This is a genomic window from Porticoccaceae bacterium LTM1, assembly GCA_030252795.1.
Classification (GTDB): domain Bacteria; phylum Pseudomonadota; class Gammaproteobacteria; order Pseudomonadales; family Porticoccaceae; genus SCSIO-12696.
This window is the reverse complement of sequence record CP127080.1, coordinates 2,922,188-2,937,929: the sequence shown is the minus strand read 5'-3', so window position 1 is coordinate 2,937,929 and position 15,742 is coordinate 2,922,188. Positions and strand designations below refer to the sequence as shown.

Here is a 15,742-nt window from a genome sequence, read left to right as displayed (position 1 = left end):
GCTTGAAGGTGGCGGCAATTATAGCGGCCTAACGGCAGCGAATCACCGATTTATCGGTGACTATGGCGTCCAGTGGGATGTCCCAGGGCTCCACGTCGATCTGGTCGATCTGCTGGCATTGATGGGCCAGCCCTATCAGCTTCGGGCGGGACGGGCTTCTGGTGGTAAAGGCCAGGGTGCGGTCGTAAAAGCCGCCCCCCATGCCGAGTCGATTGCCGTGGGCATCAAAAGCGACCAGTGGCATCAGGATCAGGTCGATGGCCCAGGGTTGGGTAATCTGGTGATGCTTCAGTGGGGGCTCGGGATAGCCAAAGTAACTTGTGGTCAATCGCTCGCCAGTGCGATAGCGCACAAAGTGGATTCGGTTGTGCTTAAGCGGATGCAGCACCGGTAAATAACAGGTTTTGCCAGCGGCTTCGGCCAGTGCCAGTGTGGGCAGTGGGTCGATCTCCCCGTCGTTGCCCAGATACAAGGCCACCCGTTTGGCACGTTTAAACTCCGGCAGATTGGCCAGCTGTTGTGCAAGACTTTCGGCGGCATAACGCTGTTGCTGCTTGGTCAGGGCGTTGCGGCGCTGGCGAATTTCGCGTCGAATTTGTGATTTATCCATAGTGCCCTGTAGTAGGTCGATGCAATTTTAGTTGATGCAATTACTCTACCTTGAACAGGGAAGCGGAGAAAAGGGGGATTGTGAAACGAAAGGAATAGGCCCCGAGCGTGCCGCTGTTGACTTAAGCCTTGAACCGTAAGATTCAAGGTGGATAACTCAGCGATACATCAGGCTTCCCGTCGTGCGGGTATGCTCAACAGTATCTGCAAAAGAAATCCGGGGTTTGCTTTATCGGCTCAGGACATCGGCCAACTGGCAAACACCCCAGGGTTGCCGACTATTATACCGTCGCAGCTGGCGAGATTAAAATGCGCCTGTGAATAGTGGTTGCTCAGTAGTCAGAGATATTTTTAGACTAAAAAAGGGATTCATTCTCGAACTTGTGCAGCGCCTCGTCGAGGGTGTTGTCCAGCTTGAGCAGGCGTGCCTCCATGTCGGCACTGGTGCCGGGCTGCTGCTCCAGCTTCATCAGGTCGTAGGTCAGGTTGAGAGCTGCCATTACTGCGATGCGCTCAATACCCAGCACGCTGCCGTTGGTTTTGATATTGCGCATCCGTTGATCGAGTGACTGGGCGGATTGCAGAAGAGCGGGCCGCTCCTCTGGCGAGCAGTTCACCTGATACTCTTTGTCGAGAATACGGATGTTGGTGCTATTGGGCGAAGTCACGGGCGTTACCCTTCGTTATTGAGGCTTTTTAGCCGAGTGATCATGCCTTCGACGCGATGGCGGGCCTGTTCATTTTTCTCAATCAACTTGCTGCGCTCGCGCAACAGATTGGCCTCGCGTTCCTTGAGGGCCAGATTTTCTTTATGCAGCCGCGAACACAAGGAGATCAGTCGATCCACCTTTTGTTCGATTTTTTGTAGTTGATCCTGATCCATGATTAGGCCTGCCATGTTCTGCGGCTAACTATATTGATTGGTGATCGGGCGGTCAACGATTTAAAGCAGATTCTAGATACCGTCGCTATTTGCAGGGCTGTGATACAGAATTTGGTCGCAAAACCTGATCAAATTCCAGCCAATGGCCTCTGGCAAGTTGCGCAGTTACTGCCTGTCAGGCAAAAGGATGGTACGATTTCGGGCACACATATTAAGTGCCTGAAACTGACCAACGACAAGGATTTCCATCGTGGATTTAACCTTTGAGAACATCGCCGATGTACTGCTGGGTGCAGGCATCACCGAAAGCCCTTCCGAACTGCACGGGATGTTGAGCGGTCGCCTGACCGGTGGTCAGCAGCTGACTGACAGCGACTGCCTGAAAGCTGTCGCCGAAATGTTTCAGGCTGATACCGAAAAACTGGGTGCCATCAGCGATACTCTTATCGCCCTGTGTCGTGCCACGGCCGGGCAGCTGGAAGATACCAGTTTTGGCTTTGAGCTATTGCTGCCGGACGACGAGTATGAACTCACCCAGCGCCTGGATTGCCTTGGTGAGTGGTGTCAGGGCTTCCTTGTGGGGCTCGGCCTCTCCGGCCTGTCCAGCGACACCCAGTTTTCCGCCGATGCAGCGGACGCCCTGAAAGATCTTGCCCAGATTGCCCAGATTGACCCGCAGGAAATGGATAGTGACGAGGGCGATAACCAGTTTTTTGAAGTGAGCGAATACGTTCGTATGGCGGTGTTGCTGGTGCACTCAGAAGTGCTGGAAGCGCAACTGCCGGATGGCGAGAAAAAGCCGACCATTCACTAATTCATCAAAATGCAGCAACAGGGAACACTCCTTTGATCACCAACGCCGAATTTCGCCGCCGTCGTCGCACATTGATGAACCTGATGGGCGATGGCAGCATCGCGGTGCTGCCGGCCGCGCCCATGCGCACCCGCAGTCGCGATACTGAATACCACTATCGCCAGGACAGTGATTTTCATTACCTGTGTGGCTTTCCCGAGCCGGAGGCAGTGCTGGTACTGATTCCAGGGCGTCAGCAGGGAGAAACCGTGCTGTTCTGTCGCGAACGCAATCGTGAGCGTGAAACCTGGGATGGATATCGGGTTGGCCCCGAGGGTGCTACCAAGCAATTTGGTGCTGACGACGCATTTCCGATCAGTGATATCGACGATATTCTGCCGGGGCTGCTGGAAGGTCGTGAGCGGGTCTACTATTCCATGGGCCGCCACCCGGACTTTGATGACCAACTGATGGGGTGGGTCAAACAGCTGCGCAAACAGGTGCGCACCGGTGCTGTACCACCGAGCGAATTTGTCGACCTCGATCACCTGGTTCACGACCTGCGATTGTTTAAAAGCGACGCTGAGCTGGAGATCATGCGTAAAGCGGGTGAAATAAGCGCCCGTGCTCATTGTCGGGCGATGAATAGTTGCCGCCCCGGTTTGTTTGAGTATCAGCTGGAAGCGGAGATCAATCATGAATTTGCCAATTCCGGTGCCCGCTTTCCCGCCTACAGCACCATCGTCGGTGGTGGGGCTAATGGCTGCATTCTCCACTACATTGAAAACCGCGATGAGCTGAAAGATGGTGACCTGGTGTTAATCGATGCCGGATGTGAGTTGAACGGCTACGCTGCCGATATCACCCGCACCTTCCCGGTCAGTGGCAGATTCAGTCCAGAGCAGCGTGCCCTCTACGATATTGTGTTGGCTGCGATGCACGCCGCCTTTGACGAAGTGGCACCGGGCAAGCTTTGGAGCGCACCCCACGATGCCGCAGTGAGAGTGCTCACAGAAGGGTTGATCGAGCTTGGCCTGTTGCGTGGTAAGCGCGACGAGCTGATCGAAAACGGCGCCTATCGAGAGTTTTATATGCACAAGACCGGTCACTGGATCGGCCTTGATGTGCACGACGTCGGTGACTATCAGGTGGATGGGCAGTCCCGCGTGCTGGAACCGGGTATGGTGCTTACTGTGGAGCCGGGCTTGTATATTGCCCCGGACAACCTCAACGTCGAAGAGAAATGGCGCGGCATCGGTATTCGTATTGAAGACGATGTGGCAGTTACCAAAGATGGCTACGAAAACCTCACCGCCTCGGTGCCAACCAACGCCGATGAAATTGAAGCGCTGATGGCGCAACGTGAGATGAGAGACGAGTGACGGGTAACGTGCGATGCGGGAAGTGAGAATTGGCTGAGACATCCAGTAACTGTGGCGTAAATTATGACATCGTGATTGCCGGCGGCGGAATGGTAGGGGCCAGCCTGGCCCTGCTGTTGGCCGCCCAGTCCCATCGATGGAAAGTACTTGTCGTGGAAGCCAATCCGCAACAGCAAGCCAGTACCAGCTTTGCACCGAGTTTTGACGCCCGCTCAACGGCGCTTTCCTTCAGCACTCGGCGTATATTAGAAAAAATCGGCCTGTGGCCGCAGTTGCTGCCAGAGCTTGCCGCCATCAACAGTATTCAGGTCAGCGACCGGGGCCATGTTGCCTCTACTGAATTGCACGCTCATGAGCAGCAACTCGATGCCTTTGGCTATGTGGTGGAGAACCGTCGCCTCGGGGCAGTATTGAACGGGGCATTGATTAATACCGATGTAGAGTTCGCAGCACCCGCTACCATAGACGCTCTTGAAATGGTTCGCGATGGAGTGAGGCTAACCCTCAGTGATCGTCAGGACGCCATTCATACCTCACTACTGGTGGTCGCCGATGGTGCGCAGTCTGCCACCCGGGAGAAGCTGGGTATCGGCTGCCAGGTTGATGATTACGGTCAGATGGGACTGATCGCCAACATCGCACTTAACAAGCCCCACAACGGTATCGCCTATGAACGCTTTACCGACAACGGCCCGATGGCGCTGTTGCCACTGCTGGATGCCGGCAGTCAGCATCGCAGCGCATTGGTGTGGACACTGCCTCCAGAGAGGGCTGGTGAATTGATGGTGTGCAGCGAAGCAGATTTTCTGGCCGAGCTGCATCACTGGTTTGGATACCGCCAGGGGCAGTTCAATGGCGTTGGTGAACGCGCCTGCTACCCGTTAAAACTGATTCAGGCCAATGAACAGGTTCGCCGGAATATCGCGGTGGTTGGCAACGCCGCCCACAGTCTGCACCCGGTGGCGGGGCAGGGCTTTAACCTGGCGTTGCGTGATATTGCAGCACTGGCCAAAACGCTTGATATCGGGACAAAGCGTGGTGAATCCTGTGGCGATCTGGCGCTGCTGCAGCGCTACCTTAACAGCCAGCAAAAAGATCAACTGCGCACAGTAACCGCCAGCGACTGGCTGCCAAAACTATTTGCGAAAACGTCACCTTCAGTTGCGCTGGCGCGTGGCGCTGGTCTGTTTGCCATGGATATGATGCCGGGATTACGTAGCCAGTTTGCCCGTTACGGTATGGGCCTGGAATAGTATTTTTAGTGCGCATCGCGTACTCGTTCGGAACGAAAAGATGACTCGAAATGTGGATGTAGTAGTTGCCGGTGGCGGCTTGGTAGGCGCTGCGTTTGCGGCACTGATGGCAAAAAAAGTGCCGACCCTGTCGGTAGCGGTAATCGAGTCTCACCCCTTTTCAGGCTACTTTGAAGACACGGAGTTTGATCCCCGCGTGGTGGCGCTGACTGAAGCCTCGCGGCGAATGCTCGCTGAGATCGGCGTATGGCAAACCATAGCTCAGCGCCGGGTAACGCCCTACACCCATATGTCGGTGTGGGATAGCGACGGCACCGGCTTTATCGAATTTGATGGTGACGATATTGGCGAGGAGAGCATCGGCCATATTGTGGAAAACGCCAATATAGTTGGCGCCCTGCAGGACAAGCTCGCCGATTATTCAAATATCGAACTTATCTGTCCGGCGAAAGTAGAATCCGTTACTCGCAACGGTGAGCAGCTAACAGTCACTCTGGACAGCGGTGAGACCCTCAGTGCGCTATTACTGGTAGCTGCCGATGGAGCCCGCTCGAGCGTACGTACCCTGTGCGACTTCGCCCTCAACGAAGATCCCTATGGCCACTCTGCCATAGTGGCCACCATTGAATGTGAACACCCCCACGGTGCTACGGCGAGGCAGTGGTTCAGCTCCGACGGACCGCTGGCATTTTTGCCAATCAATCAATCACCGGATGGTAATGGTGAAAGCGAACATCATATTTCCATCGTCTGGTCTCAGCGCAATATAAAAGCTAAAGAGTTGATGGCTTTGGATGATGCCGAATTTTGCACTGCTCTCAGCCGCGCCAGCCAATTTACCCTCGGTAATGTAAAAACCGTTTCCAAACGATTCTGTTTTCCACTGACCCAGCGCCATGCCAGCGACTATGTGAAACCAAATGTCGCTCTGCTCGGCGATGCCGCCCACACCATTCATCCCCTCGCCGGGCAGGGTGTAAATCTCGGCTTTAAAGATGTAGTGGCACTGGTGGACGAACTAAAACGCGCTACCGAACGCGGCCTGCCGCTGGGTGATTTATGTGTGCTCAACCGCTACCAGCGCGTCCGCAAACCGGACAACCTGGCGACCATGGCTGCAATGAAAGGATTTAAAGAGTTGTTTGGCAGTGAATTGCCGATTCTTCGCGTGCTTCGCAATGAGGGCATGTCGTTGGTGAATAAAATTGATCCGCTGAAAAAGCAGTTGATTAGGCAGGCGATGGGGTTGTAAGAATAACTGTAAGGAATCTCAGTTTAATCTGGGAAAGACGGAGATTCTTGTGTTGCGGGTTTTGTATAAGTAGCCCGCACTTTTACTGACCTGACAGGTCACTCCTCATATAACTTACAAATCGTCGCGACCTGTCAGGTCAGGAAAAGAGCTACTTTTACGGTTCTTTACGCTTTCACCACCCTACTTAACATTGTCCTTCTCCATAATGGCACCCATCAACGTTACGGCGACAGCCACTTTGGAGAAACGACATGCTTATGATTGCTGCTTTTACTGTTACCGGTCTGCTGGTTTCCGCAATTGCTGCGGATGATCTGAAAGCGGCTCGTCTTTCCCGGTAACGTTTGCTCGACGATTTACCTACCCCCTTGATGTGATTTTCACAACTCTTTGCCCCGCTGGTTTTCAGTGGGGCTTTTTTTTGCGTTTGAAAAAATGTTTGTATCATCCTGAGCGCAGGGAAGAATTTTTTGGCACAGGCTGAGCCCATGCCTTACCGGAACAGGTTTGCCCGATTTGTGGGTATATGAGGGCGGGCCTGTTCCGGTAAGGCATGGGCGGACTATAAGCACCAAAATAACTTACTGACGAACGCAGCAGGATCCTTCGCTGCGCTCAGGATGACAAGTATCTGCTCAGGATTGCAAATCTGCTTTACCAATCTTTACCCTTCCAGCACCCTACTTAACATTGCACTTCTCCATAATGGCACCCATCAACGTTACGGCGACAGCCACTTTGGAGAACCGACATGATTATGATTGCTGCTTTTACTGTTACCGGTCTGCTGGTTTCCGCAATTGCTGCGGACGATCTGAAAACGGCTCGTCTTTCCCAGTAACGTTTGCTCGACGATTTACCTACCCCCTTGATGTGATTTTCACAACTCGTTGCCCCGCTGGTTTTCAGCGGGGCTTTTTTTTGCGTAAAAAAGCACATTGTCATCCTGGACGTAGCGAAGGTTCTCATCGCACAGACTGAGCCCATGCCTGACCGGAACAGGTTTGCCCGATTTGTGGGTATATGAGGGCAGGCCTGTTCCGGTCAGGCAAGGGCGGACTATGAGCACCAAAGTAACTCCAAGTAACTTAGTGACGAATGCAGTCGGATCCTTAGCTGCGCTCAGGATGACAAGTATTTGCTCAGGCTGATAAGTATCAGCTTGGTAGGTCTGTGACTGTCAGGAAAACTCTTCCAGCAGGGTGTTGAGAAAGCGGTGCCCCAATGGGGTGGGTTGCAGGCGTTGGTCGTCGTTTGCCATTAGCTGCCTTTGTTGCATGGCTTTCAACGGCTCCCTGATAATCTCCAGCTCTTTACCGGTTCGCTCGGTGAAGTAGTGATTTGGCACACCCTTGTTAAGTCGCAGGGCATTCATCAGGAATTCCAGCGGCAATTCATCGTCGGCGATGATGTCGATGGCGGCATTGTAGTCATTCTCTCTCGCCAGGTAGTCCTGCGGAGTGCGGGTTTTACGGGTACGAATGATCTGTTGTTTTTCTGGCAGAGTGATTTTGCCGTGAGCGCCAGCGCCTATACCAAGGTAATCGCCAAACTCCCAGTAGTTGAGATTGTGCAACGAAGCCTGTCCGTCACGAGCGTAGGCAGAGACTTCGTATTGCCTGAAGCCGCTATCGGCCAGTAGTTGTTGGCCCTGTTCAAATATCGCTTCCAGTATCGGGTCGTCCGGCAGGTCAGGCGGATTGCGGTAAAACGCAGTATTCGGCTCGATGGTGAGTTGGTACCAGCTCAAGTGCATAGGCTCCAGGGCAATAGCTTGGCGCAGGTCGTTGAGCGCATCTTCCAGTGACTGGCCGGGCAGGCCGTGCATCAGGTCGAGGTTGAAGTTATCAAACCCGGCGGCGCGCGCCATGCTGGCCACGGTATGAGCTTCGCGAGAGTTATGAATGCGGCCGAGCTGCTGCAAAAACAGGTCATCAAAACTCTGAATGCCGATCGACAGGCGATTGACCCCTGCGCTGCGATAACCGCGAAATTTCTCCTGTTCAAACGTACCGGGATTTGCTTCGAGGGTAATTTCGATGTCGTCGACAAAACCGATCTGCTGATCGGCGGCGTTGAGAATCTGCTCTATCGCTTTGGGCGAAAACAGGCTGGGGGTGCCACCGCCAAAAAAAATCGACTGGAGATTGCGGTCCTGCACGTAGCTGCTGTCGTTACTTAAATCACGAATAATCGCTGCCACGTAGTCGGCTTCCGGCAGCTCGCCATTGGAGGTATGGGAGTTAAAGTCGCAATAGGGGCATTTACGCACACACCAGGGAATGTGTACGTACAGAGACAGCGGAGGCAGGGTGAGCTTGGACATGGCGAGTAGTATACAGCCAGTGGGGAAGTGGAATGAGGGATTTTATGGTTTTGTCCGTTGAAGGAGTGGCGCAACCGACAGAGTTATCAGTGCGCCCAATGCGGCCAGCATCATATCCCAATGCGCATCCCAGATATCGCCCTGAATGCCCAGAAATGCCATGCCGAGATCGCCGCCAAAAACTAACGCAGCAGCCCATTCAATCAATTCGTAGACTGCGGAACTGGCAATGATAAATTCCAGTGATAACCACCAGCTGGCCCGTGGTGAGGCTGACATTATCCAGGTCAGCCACTCACGGTATGGCAGCACCAGAAACAATCCGTAAGTGAAGTGAATTAGCCGGTCGTAATGATTGCGTTCAAAACCAAATAAATCATTGATACTAAAACCCAGCCAATCCTTGCTCCACTGATCGTAGGGGACTTCGGCGTAAGTGTAATGCGCGCCAAGAGCGTGGCAGAGCATAAATAAAAACAGCAGTAAATAACCTGTATTTGAAAACTGAAATTTGCGGTAGGTAAAAATAAAGATCGGGATAAATACTGCTGGCAATAAGTTTTCCAGCAGCCAGTCGCCACGGTGCAAAGGGTTAATTGCAGCAATCAGCCACGCAACTAAATACAAGCAAAGCAAAACCACAGGAAGGTGAGGTTTTGTAGACATATTGTTATTCCGCAAATTGCTTCTATCAAATATAGCTAATTCTCAGATAATGGATTTACTGAGTGGATGGGGAATAGCTTGCAGTGACCGTGGCCAGCATGGATGCTGGCCTCGAGTCCCCATGGAAGGGTCTACGACGTGTCACAGCAAGCTATTCCCCATCCACGGATTCGAAGTAAAAACTATCAGCTTCTCAAAGCGTCCAATAACTTAGCCATAGCTTTGCCACGATGACTGATACGGTTTTTAACCTCTTTGGGAAGTTCGGCACTGGCACAGTTATGTTCTGGCACCAGAAATAGCGGGTCGTAACCAAAACCATTTTCGCCGCGCGGTTCGGTGAGAATTCGTCCCTCCCAGCTCCCCTGGCAGATTAACGGTGTCGGGTCATCCGGATGGCGCAGGTAGACAAGCACGCACTGAAAGCGCGCAGTGCGCTGTTCTTCGGAGACGTCCTTGAGCAGGCCCAGCAACTTCGCGTTGTTCTTCTGGTCGGTGGCGTCTTCTCCTGAAAAGCGCGCCGAGTAGATGCCGGGAGCGCCTTTGAGAATATCCACTTCCAGCCCTGAGTCGTCGGCAATGGCAGGCAGCCCAGCATAGTGGGAGGCGTTACGGGCTTTAATAATGGCGTTTTCCACAAAGGTACGACCGGTTTCGGCTACATCGGGCACAGAAAAAGCCGACTGGGGAAGCACTTCAAATCCGCAGTCGGCCAGTAGGTGATTGAATTCGTTCAGTTTGCCGGTGTTGCCACTGGCAAGCACCACCTTGGTGTGTGTTGTCATATCAGGTTATTTGCCGTCTTCGTAAAAAGTTTTGCGGAAGGTCAGTGTTTCCGAAGGTTTGTTGGGGTCAGCTTTAACTTCAATCTTGAAGGTTAGGCTGTCCTCGTGATCAAACTTGAACGAGGCAAGATAGTAAACCACGTCGCCTTCCCGCACTTCGAAAAAGTCCAGCTTTTGTGATTGCTGGATAATATTTGTGACGGTGCCTTTGACCAGTGCAGTAATGCCGCCGGATTCCTTGTCATTTGGAACCACAGCGATATTGATCAGACCCCGATCAGCACCGCGTACAATGTTGTTTTCACTGGCTATTTTGGGGTCAATAAAGCTGCTGTTAAAGGCGCTGTAATAGACCTTGTTATCGCCAAGAACTTTAAAGGGTTTGTCCGCCATGGCGCTTGTGGAGAGCACTAGCGCGGTCAACAGAGTAATCAGTGTTTTCATCATGGGCTCCTTGTCACGGCCTTATTTACTGAGATGGTAAATGGCTGTATCACCAAAAAGGTTAGGCCATAACCCTTTGAGCTGCCTGTCGGGGTTTCGTTCGGCCACTATCACTCGATCCATGATGCGAATATCCATATCCCGGCATAGGTTCTCGAAGTCAGTAATGGTACAGAAGTGAATGTTTGGAGTGTCGTACCACTGCCAGCTAAGCTGTTTGGTCACCGGCATTTTGCCATGAAACATCAGGTAGAAGCGGGCGCGCCAGTTGGCAAAGTTCGGGAAAGTGACAATGCACTCATTGCCCACTCGCAGCATCTCCTCCAGCACCATATGCGGGTAGCGCATCACCTGCAGGGCCTGGGTCATTACCACAGTGTCAAAGCTGCCATCACTGAAGTTCTTAAGGCCCTTGTTCAGGTCGGTTTCCACAACATTGACGCCATTTTCAATACAGGCAGTGATGGCATCGTGGTCGATTTCCAGCCCATAGCCTTCAATCTGGCGTTCGGTTTTGAGGTGGCTGAGCAGTGAGCCATCACCACATCCCAGGTCGAGAACCCGGCTTTGGGGTGCAATCCATTGGGTCAGAATATCGTGATCAAAGCGCACCGTTGGCCTCCTGTTCCAGTTCGTTGGCGACGCGTTTCAGGTAGCCGCCAAATACCGCCTGATAGCGCTCATTCGGAAGCAGGAAAGCGTCATGGCCGTGGGGTGATTCAATCTCGGCGTAGCTGACATCGCGATTAGCGGCCATCAGGGCGTCCACCAATTCACGGGAGCGCTCCGGCGAAAAGCGCCAGTCGCTGGAAAACGAAACCACCAGGAATTTACACAGCGCCTGCTGGAAGGCTGCGATGGCATCGCCTTCAAAATCACGCGCAAGATCAAAGTAGTCAAGCGCTTTGGTCATCAACAAGTAGGTGTTGGCATCAAACAGGCCTGAGAATTTGTCACCTTGGTAACGCAAATAGCTCTCCACCTGAAATTCCACAGGCTCGGACGACTGCTGAAAGCTGCCGGTGCGCAGTTCACGGCCGAATCGTGCGCCCATCAGTTCATCCGACAGATAGGTGACGTGACCGATCATACGAGCCAGTGCCAAGCCGCGTTTGGGGGCGGTTTGCTGGTTGAGGTAGTCGCCATCCATAAAGTCCGGGTCTGATTTGATGGCACGGCGGGCCAGCTCGTTAAAAGCAATATTTTGGGCCGTGAGTTTCATGGCTGAAGCAATCACCACACAGTGACGAACCCGTTCCGGGTAGAGCAGCGCCCAGCGCATCGCCTGCATACCGCCGAGGCTGCCGCCAATTACTGCTGCCCACTGCTTGATACCGAGGTGATCGGCCAATTTGGCCTGACTGTTCACCCAGTCGCGCACTCTCATCGGCGGAAAGCCCGGCCCCCAGGGTTTTTCTGTAGCTGGGTTGATGCTGGTGGGGCCGGTACTTCCATGGCAACCACCCAGGTTGTTGAGCGCCACTACAAAAAAGCGCGAGGTATCGATGGGTTTGCCGGGGCCGATATAGTCGTCCCACCAGCCCGGTTTCTGATCATCGGCACTGTGATAACCCGCCGCGTGATGATGGCCAGACAGGGCGTGGCAAATCAGGATGGCGTTGGACTTGTTGGCATTGAGCTGGCCATAAGTTTCCACGCTCAGCTGATAGGGCCCAAGGAAGCGGCCGCAGGCAAGCTCCAGCGGCTCTTCAAAGGTAATCTGAAAAGGCTCAACCAGACCTACGGAGTCGGCGGGCCAATTGTTATTGGCATTGTCGGGCATAATGTGACCGCGTTGATAAATTCGATTCAGTTGGCAAGTCTATGTGTGGTACTCAGGCAGCACAATATTGCAGCGTCTAACCGCCCATCAAATTCCGAAGGAAAATTTGACAGACATAGATGGCGGCCATGGCCAACATTGGAGAGAGATCCAGTCCCCCCATCGGTGGCAGTATTTTGCGAAATGGCGCCATTACCGGTTCGGTAACTTGCCGAATCAACGAGACCGCCGGATGGTGGCTATAGGGTGCTACCCAGCTGATGATAATGCTGCCGATAATGCCGTAGAAAAAGATATTGAGCAGCTTTGTTGCCAGCAGAAAGGGACTCGGAATCAACAGACCCAGGATGGTGAATGGAGCACCCGCCATTGCGTAGATCGCACAGAGTATGGCCCATTGAATAACAATCGCCAGTACCAGGCAGGCCAAGTCGAGTCGCCCTACTGTGGGCAGAATTTTGCGAATCGGCGTCAGCGGGTATTGGGTTGCCTTGACCACAAATTGCGAGAGTGGATTGTAGAAGTCTGCTCTCACCAACGGTAGCAGCAATCTAAAAAGCATGATGTAGAGGTACAGACCGCCAAAGGTCTGGATTAAAAAAATGCCGGATTCACTAAATGCACTAGTCATAATTTGCTCTTCTTAATACAGCGGTTTTTATTGGCTGGAAAACTCAGCTCTGATTGCTCATTTCTATTGCCAGCTCCCGGCCGCGATCGCGTGCGCCGGTAATTCCCTTGCGCATAATATCTTCCAGGCCTTCCTTGAGAAAGGTTGTGATGGCCCGGTCGGTAGTTCCTTTTTTGGAGGTGACACGCGCTCTCAGCTCTGCCGGTTCGATATCGCCCTGCGCAGCCATTTTGGCAGCGCCCAGTGCGGTTTGAATGGTTAGCTGTCGAGCGGTGTCGGGGTTGAGCCCCAGTTCGATGCCGACTTTTTCCATTAATTCCATGATCAGGAAATAGTAGGCGGGTCCGCTACCGGCAATTGCAGTTACAGCGTCCATGAGATCTTCATTCACTACCCACTCAACAATTCCAACTGCTGAGAGCAGGGTTTCGGCCAATTTGCGCTGCTCGGCTGAAACCGCACTGTTGGCGAAAAGGCCACTGGCACCGCAATGCAATTGCGACGGAGTGTTGGGCATGCAGCGCACGATGGCGTGATCGCCGCCAAGCCAGTTGCCAATAAGATCGGTAGTGATACCTGCCGCTACCGAAACAATCAGCGGTTGGTGATCAAGCGCGTCGGTCAGGCTCGAGCAAACGTCGCGCATCATTTGTGGCTTCACTGCCAGCACCACCACATCTGCACGCTTTGCTGCCTCGCTGTTGTCGGCCATGCAGGCAATGCCAAACTTCTCATTCAAGGCGCTGCGGGTTTGCTCGGATCGTGCTGTCGCCAAAATGGCGCTGGCCGGGTGGCCATTTTCCAGTAGGCCACCAATCAGGCTGCTGGCCATATTGCCGCCGCCAATAAATGCGATGGTTGGGTGTGTCATGCGGTGTCCTTGTTTGAATTCGATGTATTTGTATAGTCGCGCTGGCCAAAAATATCGGTGCCGATCCGCACCATGGTCGCACCTTCGGCAATGGCCGCGGCCATATCGCGAGACATGCCCATCGACAGGGTATCAAAGCCATCGTAGTTGGGGTAAGCCTCGCGTAGTTCCCGCTGTAGTTGTGCGACACGGGCAAATGACTGGCGTTGTTGGTCGATGTGTTCGCTGGGTGCCGGAATGGCCATCAAACCTCGCAATCTCAGGCGCGGCATTGCGATCACCGCTTCGGTGAGTTTGCCCAGCTGTTCCGGTGCAACTCCGGATTTGCTGGCCTCATCGTCTATATTGACCTGCAGACAGACATTCAGGGGTGGCAAGTTTGCGGGGCGCTGGTCGTTAAGGCGACGAGCGATCTTGTCGCGATCAATTGTGTGAACCCAGTCAAATCGCTCGGCAACGTTTCGTGTTTTATTGGATTGCAGTGGGCCGATGAAATGCCACTCTATGTCGAGATCCTGAAGTCGATCCATCTTATCGAGGGATTCCTGCAGATAATTTTCGCCAAAGCGCCGCTGTCCCGCTTGATAGGCCGCGCGCAGGGCTTCAACCGGCTTGGTTTTGCTGACCGCCAGCAGGGCCACATCGCCGGGTTGGCGACCGGATTGCTCACCGGCCTCGGCAATGCGTTGTTGCACTTGGTGGATATTGGCGGCAATGTCGCTAACATTTATAGACATATGGGGCATATACTCTTAAATACTGTATGTAAGAAAAGTGCCGTATTCTGCAGCGGCGATATTCTAACAGGCTATGTGCGGTTTGATACCGCAGTGCGACCGGCACTGGACTGGCTTGAGCGGAAATCGTCGGGGTATTTGACAATAATTACGATCGACAGGCTTGATCTATGATCTATTAACTGGAGCCTGTTAAAGCAATAACAAATAGGAAGTACATATGGATATTACCGAGTTGCTCGCTTTCAGTGTGAAGCAGGGGGCGTCGGATTTGCACTTATCCGCTGGTTTGCCACCGATGATTCGTATCGACGGGGATATTCGGCGCATTAACTTGCCGCCGATGGATCACCGTGAAGTTCACGCGCTGATTTACGAGATCATGAATGACAAACAGCGTCGTGATTACGAAGAGTTTCTGGAAACTGACTTCTCGTTTGAAGTGCCGGGCGTGGCGCGTTTCCGGGTAAACGCCTTTAACCAGAACCGCGGTGCCGGTGCGGTATTCCGTACTATTCCTTCACGAGTCCTGACACTGGACGACCTCGGCTTCGGCAATGTATTTCGCGACCTGTCGATGCTGCCGCGCGGACTGGTGCTGGTAACCGGGCCAACCGGTTCCGGTAAAAGTACCACTCTGGCTGCGATGGTGGATTACGTAAACGAAAACCGCTACCAGCATATCCTCACTATTGAGGACCCGATTGAATTTGTTCACGAGAGTAAAAAATGTCTGCTCAACCAGCGTGAGGTGCACAAAGATACCCACGGCTTTAACGAGGCACTGCGCTCGGCACTGCGGGAAGACCCGGACGTGATTCTGGTGGGCGAGCTTCGTGACCTGGAAACTATTCGCCTGGCACTGACCGCGGCGGAAACCGGTCACCTGGTATTTGGTACCTTGCACACCAGCTCGGCGGCGAAAACCATCGACCGGATTATCGACGTTTTCCCGGCAGCGGAAAAATCCATGGTACGGGCAATGTTGTCGGAATCCCTGCAGGCGGTAATTGCCCAGACCCTGATGAAAAAAGTGGGTGGTGGCCGAATTGCCGCACACGAGATCATGGTCGGCACGCCAGCGATTCGTAACCTGATTCGTGAGGATAAGGTGGCGCAGATGTACTCCTCCATTCAGACAGGCAGTGCACACGGCATGCAGACCATGGACCAGTGTCTGCACAAGCTGGTGGCACAGAAAGTAATTACCCGTGAACAGGCTCGCGAGAAAGCGAAAATTCCGGATGACTTCTAGGGTCTGTTAACGTTTCATATCCGCCACTGTTGGGGCCGAAGCTATTTTTGTGCTCTACCACGTCGGGAA

General features: G+C 53.3%; 17 protein-coding genes and 1 other RNA gene. 5 read left to right on the top strand and 13 right to left on the bottom strand.

From position 1 onward, the window contains the following. Positions 1-28: 28 nt before the first annotated feature. The 4 genes from QP938_12780 to QP938_12765 form a co-directional block, all read right to left on the bottom strand. On the bottom strand, positions 29-610 hold the full coding sequence (locus QP938_12780) for a 5-formyltetrahydrofolate cyclo-ligase (protein ID WIO74158.1): 582 nt from the start codon (positions 608-610) through the stop codon (positions 29-31). Between the two features lie 94 nt (positions 611-704). Then, positions 705-884: non-coding RNA, 6S RNA (ssrS, locus tag QP938_12775), on the bottom strand. Between the two features lie 81 nt (positions 885-965). Continuing rightward, positions 966-1,277, bottom strand: coding sequence for a cell division protein ZapA (locus QP938_12770; GenBank protein ID WIO74157.1), 312 nt, complete (start codon positions 1,275-1,277; stop codon positions 966-968). 5 nt (positions 1,278-1,282) lie between these two features. Further along, a complete protein-coding gene (locus QP938_12765) occupies positions 1,283-1,492 on the bottom strand; it encodes a TIGR02449 family protein (protein ID WIO74156.1) in 210 nt (69 codons plus the stop codon). 250 nt (positions 1,493-1,742) lie between these two features. Between QP938_12765 and QP938_12760 the strand changes: the two genes are divergently transcribed. The 4 genes from QP938_12760 to QP938_12745 all read left to right on the top strand — a co-directional run bounded on the left by QP938_12760 (position 1,743) and on the right by QP938_12745 (position 6,172). Next, complete coding sequence (locus QP938_12760) at positions 1,743-2,306, top strand: UPF0149 family protein (GenBank protein WIO74155.1); 564 nt, start codon at positions 1,743-1,745, stop codon at positions 2,304-2,306. Between the two features lie 74 nt (positions 2,307-2,380). Next, on the top strand, positions 2,381-3,667 hold the full coding sequence (pepP, locus tag QP938_12755) for a Xaa-Pro aminopeptidase (protein ID WIO75669.1): 1,287 nt from the start codon (positions 2,381-2,383) through the stop codon (positions 3,665-3,667). 29 nt (positions 3,668-3,696) lie between these two features. Then, positions 3,697-4,920, top strand: coding sequence for a 2-octaprenyl-6-methoxyphenyl hydroxylase (gene ubiH / locus QP938_12750; protein WIO74154.1), 1,224 nt, complete (start codon positions 3,697-3,699; stop codon positions 4,918-4,920). A 40-nt stretch (positions 4,921-4,960) separates the two neighbouring features. Continuing rightward, positions 4,961-6,172 (top strand): UbiH/UbiF/VisC/COQ6 family ubiquinone biosynthesis hydroxylase, encoded by a 1,212-nt coding sequence (locus tag QP938_12745; protein ID WIO74153.1) that lies wholly within the window; start codon positions 4,961-4,963, stop codon positions 6,170-6,172. Between the two features lie 1,183 nt (positions 6,173-7,355). Here QP938_12745 and hemW read toward each other — a convergent pair. The 9 genes from hemW to QP938_12700 all read right to left on the bottom strand — a co-directional run bounded on the left by hemW (position 7,356) and on the right by QP938_12700 (position 14,418). Continuing rightward, positions 7,356-8,501 carry a radical SAM family heme chaperone HemW gene (hemW, locus tag QP938_12740; GenBank protein ID WIO74152.1) on the bottom strand — a complete coding sequence of 382 codons (1,146 nt, stop codon included), beginning with the start codon at positions 8,499-8,501 and terminating at the stop codon, positions 7,356-7,358. 42 nt (positions 8,502-8,543) lie between these two features. After that, complete coding sequence (locus QP938_12735) at positions 8,544-9,167, bottom strand: DUF2238 domain-containing protein (GenBank protein WIO74151.1); 624 nt, start codon at positions 9,165-9,167, stop codon at positions 8,544-8,546. Between the two features lie 185 nt (positions 9,168-9,352). After that, positions 9,353-9,952, bottom strand: a complete 600-nt coding sequence (locus QP938_12730) for an XTP/dITP diphosphatase (GenBank protein WIO74150.1) — start codon at positions 9,950-9,952, stop codon at positions 9,353-9,355. A 6-nt stretch (positions 9,953-9,958) separates the two neighbouring features. Beyond that, positions 9,959-10,396 (bottom strand): DUF4426 domain-containing protein, encoded by a 438-nt coding sequence (locus tag QP938_12725; GenBank protein ID WIO74149.1) that lies wholly within the window; start codon positions 10,394-10,396, stop codon positions 9,959-9,961. Positions 10,397-10,417: 21 nt separating this feature from the next. After that, complete coding sequence (gene metW, locus QP938_12720) at positions 10,418-11,008, bottom strand: methionine biosynthesis protein MetW (protein WIO74148.1); 591 nt, start codon at positions 11,006-11,008, stop codon at positions 10,418-10,420. Beyond that, a complete protein-coding gene (locus QP938_12715) occupies positions 10,998-12,179 on the bottom strand; it encodes a homoserine O-acetyltransferase (protein WIO74147.1) in 1,182 nt (393 codons plus the stop codon). The genes metW and QP938_12715 overlap by 11 nt, the downstream gene beginning before the upstream one ends. A 76-nt stretch (positions 12,180-12,255) precedes the next feature. Further along, complete coding sequence (locus QP938_12710) at positions 12,256-12,810, bottom strand: YggT family protein (GenBank protein WIO74146.1); 555 nt, start codon at positions 12,808-12,810, stop codon at positions 12,256-12,258. 43 nt (positions 12,811-12,853) lie between these two features. Continuing rightward, entirely contained in the window at positions 12,854-13,681 is an 828-nt protein-coding gene (gene proC, locus QP938_12705) for a pyrroline-5-carboxylate reductase (GenBank protein ID WIO74145.1), read from the bottom strand. Further along, on the bottom strand, positions 13,678-14,418 hold the full coding sequence (locus QP938_12700; protein ID WIO74144.1) for a YggS family pyridoxal phosphate-dependent enzyme: 741 nt from the start codon (positions 14,416-14,418) through the stop codon (positions 13,678-13,680). Before QP938_12700 ends, proC begins: the two co-directional genes overlap by 4 nt. A 220-nt stretch (positions 14,419-14,638) precedes the next feature. Between QP938_12700 and QP938_12695 the strand changes: the two genes are divergently transcribed. Further along, positions 14,639-15,673, top strand: coding sequence for a type IV pilus twitching motility protein PilT (locus QP938_12695; GenBank protein WIO74143.1), 1,035 nt, complete (start codon positions 14,639-14,641; stop codon positions 15,671-15,673). Positions 15,674-15,742 lie beyond the last annotated feature (69 nt).

Bases quoted from the DNA above. Each gene is read 5' to 3' on its own strand.
- QP938_12695 (WIO74143.1), top strand. From the start codon at position 14,639: ATGGATATTACCGAGTTGCTCGCTTTCAGTGTGAAGCAGGGGGCGTCG.
- QP938_12700 (WIO74144.1), bottom strand. From the start codon at position 14,418: ATGTCTATAAATGTTAGCGACATTGCCGCCAATATCCACCAAGTGCAA.
- QP938_12780 (WIO74158.1), bottom strand. From the start codon at position 610: ATGGATAAATCACAAATTCGACGCGAAATTCGCCAGCGCCGCAACGCC.
- proC (WIO74145.1), bottom strand. From the start codon at position 13,681: ATGACACACCCAACCATCGCATTTATTGGCGGCGGCAATATGGCCAGC.
- hemW (WIO74152.1), bottom strand. From the start codon at position 8,501: ATGTCCAAGCTCACCCTGCCTCCGCTGTCTCTGTACGTACACATTCCC.
- pepP (WIO75669.1), top strand. From the start codon at position 2,381: ATGAACCTGATGGGCGATGGCAGCATCGCGGTGCTGCCGGCCGCGCCC.
- QP938_12715 (WIO74147.1), bottom strand. From the start codon at position 12,179: ATGCCCGACAATGCCAATAACAATTGGCCCGCCGACTCCGTAGGTCTG.
- QP938_12735 (WIO74151.1), bottom strand. From the start codon at position 9,167: ATGTCTACAAAACCTCACCTTCCTGTGGTTTTGCTTTGCTTGTATTTA.
- QP938_12730 (WIO74150.1), bottom strand. From the start codon at position 9,952: ATGACAACACACACCAAGGTGGTGCTTGCCAGTGGCAACACCGGCAAA.
- QP938_12710 (WIO74146.1), bottom strand. From the start codon at position 12,810: ATGACTAGTGCATTTAGTGAATCCGGCATTTTTTTAATCCAGACCTTT.
- QP938_12745 (WIO74153.1), top strand. From the start codon at position 4,961: ATGACTCGAAATGTGGATGTAGTAGTTGCCGGTGGCGGCTTGGTAGGC.
- QP938_12765 (WIO74156.1), bottom strand. From the start codon at position 1,492: ATGGATCAGGATCAACTACAAAAAATCGAACAAAAGGTGGATCGACTG.
- QP938_12725 (WIO74149.1), bottom strand. From the start codon at position 10,396: ATGAAAACACTGATTACTCTGTTGACCGCGCTAGTGCTCTCCACAAGC.